Annotated in this window: 3 protein-coding genes; all 3 read right to left on the bottom strand. The window is 52.6% G+C overall.

The window, feature by feature from the left end:
• A partial coding sequence (locus GJS45_RS23420; protein WP_162344325.1) for a c-type cytochrome domain-containing protein occupies positions 1-2021 on the bottom strand: 2021 nt, incomplete at its 3' end.
• Positions 2022-2050: 29 nt separating this feature from the next.
• Positions 2051-3508, bottom strand: coding sequence for a DUF1501 domain-containing protein (locus GJS45_RS23415; RefSeq protein ID WP_162344324.1), 1458 nt, complete (start codon positions 3506-3508; stop codon positions 2051-2053).
• A 1-nt stretch (position 3509) separates the two neighbouring features.
• Positions 3510-5546 (bottom strand): DUF1549 and DUF1553 domain-containing protein (locus tag GJS45_RS23410; protein WP_162344323.1); only part of this gene is annotated, 2037 nt, incomplete at its 5' end.

The following is a 5546-nucleotide window of genomic DNA, read 5'->3' as shown; positions in this document are numbered from 1 at the left end:
AAGGGTATCTTAAGCTGCCTGAGCAGGGAGGGGTCCTCCTTGGAAAGCGGGTTGGGTTGGTAGGTTTTAGCCAGTTGCCAGTTTTGTTCCGGGCTGTCCCGGGTCCATAGTTGTACTTCTCCGGGAGGAAAAAACCGGGATCCGCCATTTTGCCAAAGAGACAAGGCCATGGAGTTAATGTCCGTAGGGGTATTAAATTCCATTTCTACCTCCAGCGGATTGTTGAAAAACCCCAGCCAATTGAGGTTCCAGACATCGGGGATCGCTTTTTTCCTGTCAAACAAACTTTCCTGCCCGTCTCCTTTGTAGCGGTCCTCCGGCAGGTAGTTCATCTGGTAAGAGTCCGGTGCGATCGTTGACTGAATAAATTCCGCCTCGGCGACTTCACTTCCGATCCACCCCTCCGCAAAGGCCCGGGCCTTCAGGATTTTGTCCGAATCGATTTCCAATGGCTTTTCGTAGACCAGGTGGTTGCTGCTATCCGGATCGGTACCATCCAGGGTGTAAAATAGCGTGGTGGCTCCAATGGGGTGGGTGAGTTCAGCGGTGAGTTTATCCCTGAAAAAAGCCTTGTCAAAGCGAATCACCGGAGGATTGAGCATCAATACCGTTTCGCTCACACTGCCTCCGGACTCAATTTGGGTTCCCGGAAGTGCCGTACTCAGTTTCTCCAGGGATGCCTCGGACAGCCCGGTATTCCAGACGAATAATTTTTCCAGGCTTTTCAGTTTGGATAGCTGCTCTACGGCGTTCTCCTCAAGCGGATTACCGGCCAAGGATAGTAGTGCTAGCTTCTCCAGGCCCTGCAGGTGCTGCAGGCCTTCCCCTTTGATGGAAGCAAAGTTGAGGTAGAGTTTTTCCAGATGGGTGAATCCGGAAAGGAATTCCAGGTCGGTGTCTTCCACTGGCATGTTGTTCAGATTAATGGAGACGGTCTGAATCTGAACGGCTTCCAGTTCTTTTAATGATTCGGGGTCAAAACTGGCCCTGCCAAAATAGCTTACCGACAGTGCCGGAGACTCCAGCCCCAGTGCCTGTACTTTCCGGTAAAAGTTGTTGAGGCTTTCCACGGTTTCTGCATCTGCTTCTTCGAATTCATAGCCTGCCGGTTTGGCATTAAACTTATTTACGGCCAGGCTATAGATGCTGCTGGTATCGGATAGCTCCAGTACCTTGCCGTCCACCGGGGCTCCGGAATGAATCCAGGCTTCCAAAATGGATTTTTCTTCGGCTGTCAACTGAGGCTTGCCTTCCGGTGGCATGTGATCCTCGTCCTCCTGGGGAAGGTTGATGCGCTGGGCCATCAGGCTGTTTTCCAGGTCATGGGGTACCACGGCGGGGCCGGATTCTCCGCCTTTGAGCAGGAGTGCTGCCTGATCCATCCGCAATTCCCCTTTTTGTTTAGAGGCTTTGTGGCAGCTGACACATTTGTTTTCAAGGATGGGATACACCACATGAGCAAAAACTTCGGCATCCTCCAGGTCGACGGTGATCAGCTCGTCGTTTTTTAAGGGGCCGGTAATGAAATCTTCCCCATGGGTGATGGAGGCGCCCAGGTGACCGGAAAGCACCACCACCAGTGCCAGAAAGGCCGTAGAGGATTTGATGAGCAACTGGTTGGGATGGCTGATGAAGTTATATAGCAGGGAGGAAGCCCAGAACACGGCCAATCCGGTCCACTTATGCCAGGTCAGGGCACTTTGATCGTAGCCAGTTTCGTGGGATAGCAGCAATCCGGCGATGACGGTAAAGCCCGCCGTAAGCGTCCCCAGCAGCAAGAGGTCCCTGCCATAGACCTGGCTATCTTCTTTGTTTTTCAAGAGATCGGGAATACCGATCAGTGCCAGGGCAAGCAGGATGAGAACAATGGGAAAGTGCAGCAGCAAGGGGTGCAGCCTTCCGAATACATGAAGCCAATCGGGAATGAGTACCCGGCTTTCGGCTACTACCAAAAACAGTACAAAGACATTGACGGCAAAAACGATCTGGCCCAGGATGGCCTTCAATTTATTGGATAGCATATAGGAGCAGCAAGATAGGAGGTGATGGATCAGGCAATGATGTCATTGACCAGGTTGCCGGCCACATCGGTCAGCCGGTACCTTCTGCCCTGGTGTTTGAAGGTCAGTCGTTCATGATCTATCCCCAGCAGGTGAAGCATGGTGGCGTGAAAGTCATGGACATGCACCGGGTCTTTGACAATATTGTAACCAAATTCATCCGTTTCCCCATAGGTAATGCCTGGTTTTACGCCTCCGCCTGCCATCCAGATGGAGAAGGCACGTGGGTGATGATCTCTGCCATAATTCTCAGCGGAAAACCTTCCCTGGCAGTAATTGGTCCGGCCAAACTCCCCACCCCAGATGACCAGGGTTTCGTCGAGCAGCCCGCGCTGTTTCAGGTCGGTGATCAGGGCGGCGGATGCCTGATCGGTATCCAGGGCCTGACCTGCCATTTCATTGGGCAGGTTGCCGTGCTGATCCCATCCCTGATGGTAAAGCTGGACAAAGCGAACGCCATTTTCGGACAGTTTTCTGGCCAACAGGCAATTGGCCGCATAGGTACCGGGCACCAGGCATTCGGGGCCGTAGAGTTTGACGATGCTGTCGGGCTCTTTGGTCACATCGGTCACCTCCGGTACGGCGGTTTGCATGCGGTAGGCCATTTCGTACTGCTGTATTTTGGCACTGATCTCCGGGTCACCGAAGGATTGGTAATTCATCTGGTTGAGTGCGGAGATCTTGTCCAGCATGCGTCTCCGGTCTACCTTGTCCATCCCTTCGGGATCATTCAGGTAAAGTACGGGATCATCTCCGCTGGAGAATTGCACGCCCTGGTGTACGGAATTGAGAAAGCCATTGGTCCAGAGTTTGGAATAAACGCCCTGACCGTTCCCTTTTCCCCTGGATAACAGCACGCAGAAACTGGGAAGGTTGTTGTTTTCACTTCCCAGGCCGTAGCTCAGCCAGGCACCCATGCTGGGCCGGTTTCCTACCTGGGCACCGGTTTGAAAAAAGGTGAGCGCAGGATCGTGATTGATGGCTTCGGTATGCATGGATTTGACGATGCAGAGTTCGTCGACAATCTTGGCGGTGTAAGGAAAAAGATCGCTTACCCAGGCTCCTGATTGCCCGTATTGGTTAAACCCATGGTAGGACCCTACCAAAGGGAAGGAAGATTGTCCGGCGGTCATGCCAGTGAGGCGCTGCCCCTGACGGATGGAATCGGGGAGTTCTTCTCCGATTCGTTCATTGAGGGTGGGTTTATAATCAAAGGATTCCAATTGACTGGGAGCCCCATTTTGAAACAAATAGATCACCCGTTTTGCCTTGGGAGCAAAATGAGGCAGGCTTGCCATCAACTTATCGGTATCCAATTGGGATTTTCCATTAAACAAGTCGGGGATTAAAAGCGAGCCCAACGCTACGCTTCCCAATCCAAGGCTCATTTTGGACAGGAATTTCCTCCTGTTTTCATTCAATCCGCTTTCTAATCGTTCTTTTTCCATATCAGGTTTTGGTAATCGCTTCTTCCACATTGTAAATGGCCACCACTACCTGCATGAGGGCGGCTGTTTCGGGTTTATCCGCGTTCGGACCCAGGGGTGAATCTCCGGCCCGGACCGCATGCAGTATTTTTTCAGGTCGCTTCTGGAATCGTTTGAGTTCCTCTTGGTAATATTCTGTTAAAAGCCGCAGTTCTTCCTCTCCGGGAGGGCGACATAGGATCCGGGCAAAAGCTTCCTCTATGGCCGCCTCTGCCGCTTTGCCTGCTCCGACCAATTCTCCTGCCATTACTCTGGATGCCTCCAGAACCAGGGGGTCGTTCAGCATGGCCAGTGCCTGTAGCGGCGTATTGGTTCTGTTTCGGGTCACTTCGCATACATCCCTGTTACTTCCATCAAAGATGATGGGTTTGGGCGGAGGGGAGGTTAACTTGATAAAGGTATAGAGCCCCCGTCGGTAAAGGGAGTTGCCCTCATCCTGCCGGTACTCGGCCAATTCGCCCCTTCCGGAAGTAGATGCCTCCCAAAGACCTTCCGGCTGGTAGGGTTTGACGCTGGGGCCTCCCAGCTCCTGTACCATTAGCCCACTGCTAAACAGGACCATGTCCCGGATATGCTCGGCATTCATCCGGATTCGGGGTGCTCGCGCCAGGTAGAAATTGCCGGGATCTTTTTCCATTTTACGGTCATCTACTTTTGCCGACTGCTGGTAGGTAGCCGAGCTGACAATGGTTTTGATCAGGTGCTTGATGTCCCAGCCGCTCTCCCGAAAATCCACTGCCAGCCAATCCAGCAGTTGGGGATGGGTGGGCAGGTCTCCCTGCATGCCGAAGTCTCCGGCGGTTCTCACGATACCTGCACCAAAAAGCTCCTGCCAGATCAGGTTTACAAATACCCTTGCGGTGAGGGGGTTTTCTTCCGCAAAGGTCCATTTGGCCAGGCCCAACCTGCTCTTTTCATACTTACTTTCATCAAAGGGCAGGATCGCTTCGGGAGTCGATACGGTGACTTCGGTAGTCGGCTGGTCGTAGACACCTCTGTCCAGTACGTAGGTATTTCGCAGGCTATCCTTGAAGTCAGCCATTACGGAGACCATGATGTTGCTGGTGTCCTTATGGTTAACAAAATCAAGGACTCCTTCCAAATCCTCGTGCTCAATCCACATGATCGGGTTTTTGGCGGGTTTGGAGATGCTCACATCGCCTTCGTAGCCTTTTTCAGGTGTATTGTTAAAAAAGGCATACATCTGAAAGTAGTTTTCCTGGGAAATGGGATCGTATTTGTGATCGTGGCACTGCGCGCATTCCACGGTCATGCCCAGAATGGCTTTGCTGAAGGTGTTGGTTTTGTCTACATTGTATTCTACCCGGTATTCTTCGGGAATGACCCCGCCTTCTTCGGTGTACTTGTGGTTTCGGTTGAAGGCGGTGGCCAGTATCTGTTCCTTGCTCGCATTGGGAAGCAGGTCTCCGGCCAGTTGCCAGGTGATGAACTGATCGTAGGGCAGGTTATTATTAAAGGCATGGATAACCCAGTCCCGATAGGGCCATTGGGTACGGATATTATCATCCTGGTACCCGTAGCTGTCGGAATAACGGGAAATATCCATCCAGAGTACGGCCATCCGCTCGCCAAAGGCGGAGCTTTCCAACAAACGATCGATGATTTTGTCGGTGGCTTCGGGGGATTCATCCTCCCGGTAAGCCTGCATCAGCGCCAGGCTAGGGGGAAGGCCGGTCAGGTCGATGCTCAGGCGCTTGAGCAGGTGCATTTTGTCTGCTTTTTCATTGGGCTGAAGGCCCCGGTGCTCAAGCCTGTTGAGCACAAAGTGATCGACTTCATTTGCTACCCAGGCGGTGTTGGATACGTCTGGGAGGGCTGATTTTACGGGTGGAACAAAGGCCCAGTGCGGTTCGTAGGGGGCACCCTGCCGAATCCATTTTCTTATGATTCCCTTCTCCTCTTCGGTGAGTTTCAGGTTGGATTCCGGAGGGGGCATCATTTCGGATTCGTCGCTGCTCTCCAGTCTTTTGATCACTTC

The organism is Cyclobacterium salsum, assembly GCF_010119245.1.
Classification (GTDB): Bacteria; Bacteroidota; Bacteroidia; order Cytophagales; family Cyclobacteriaceae; genus Cyclobacterium; species Cyclobacterium salsum.
Note: the sequence above shows the minus strand (reverse complement) of the source record. Positions and strands in the feature narration are given on the sequence as shown.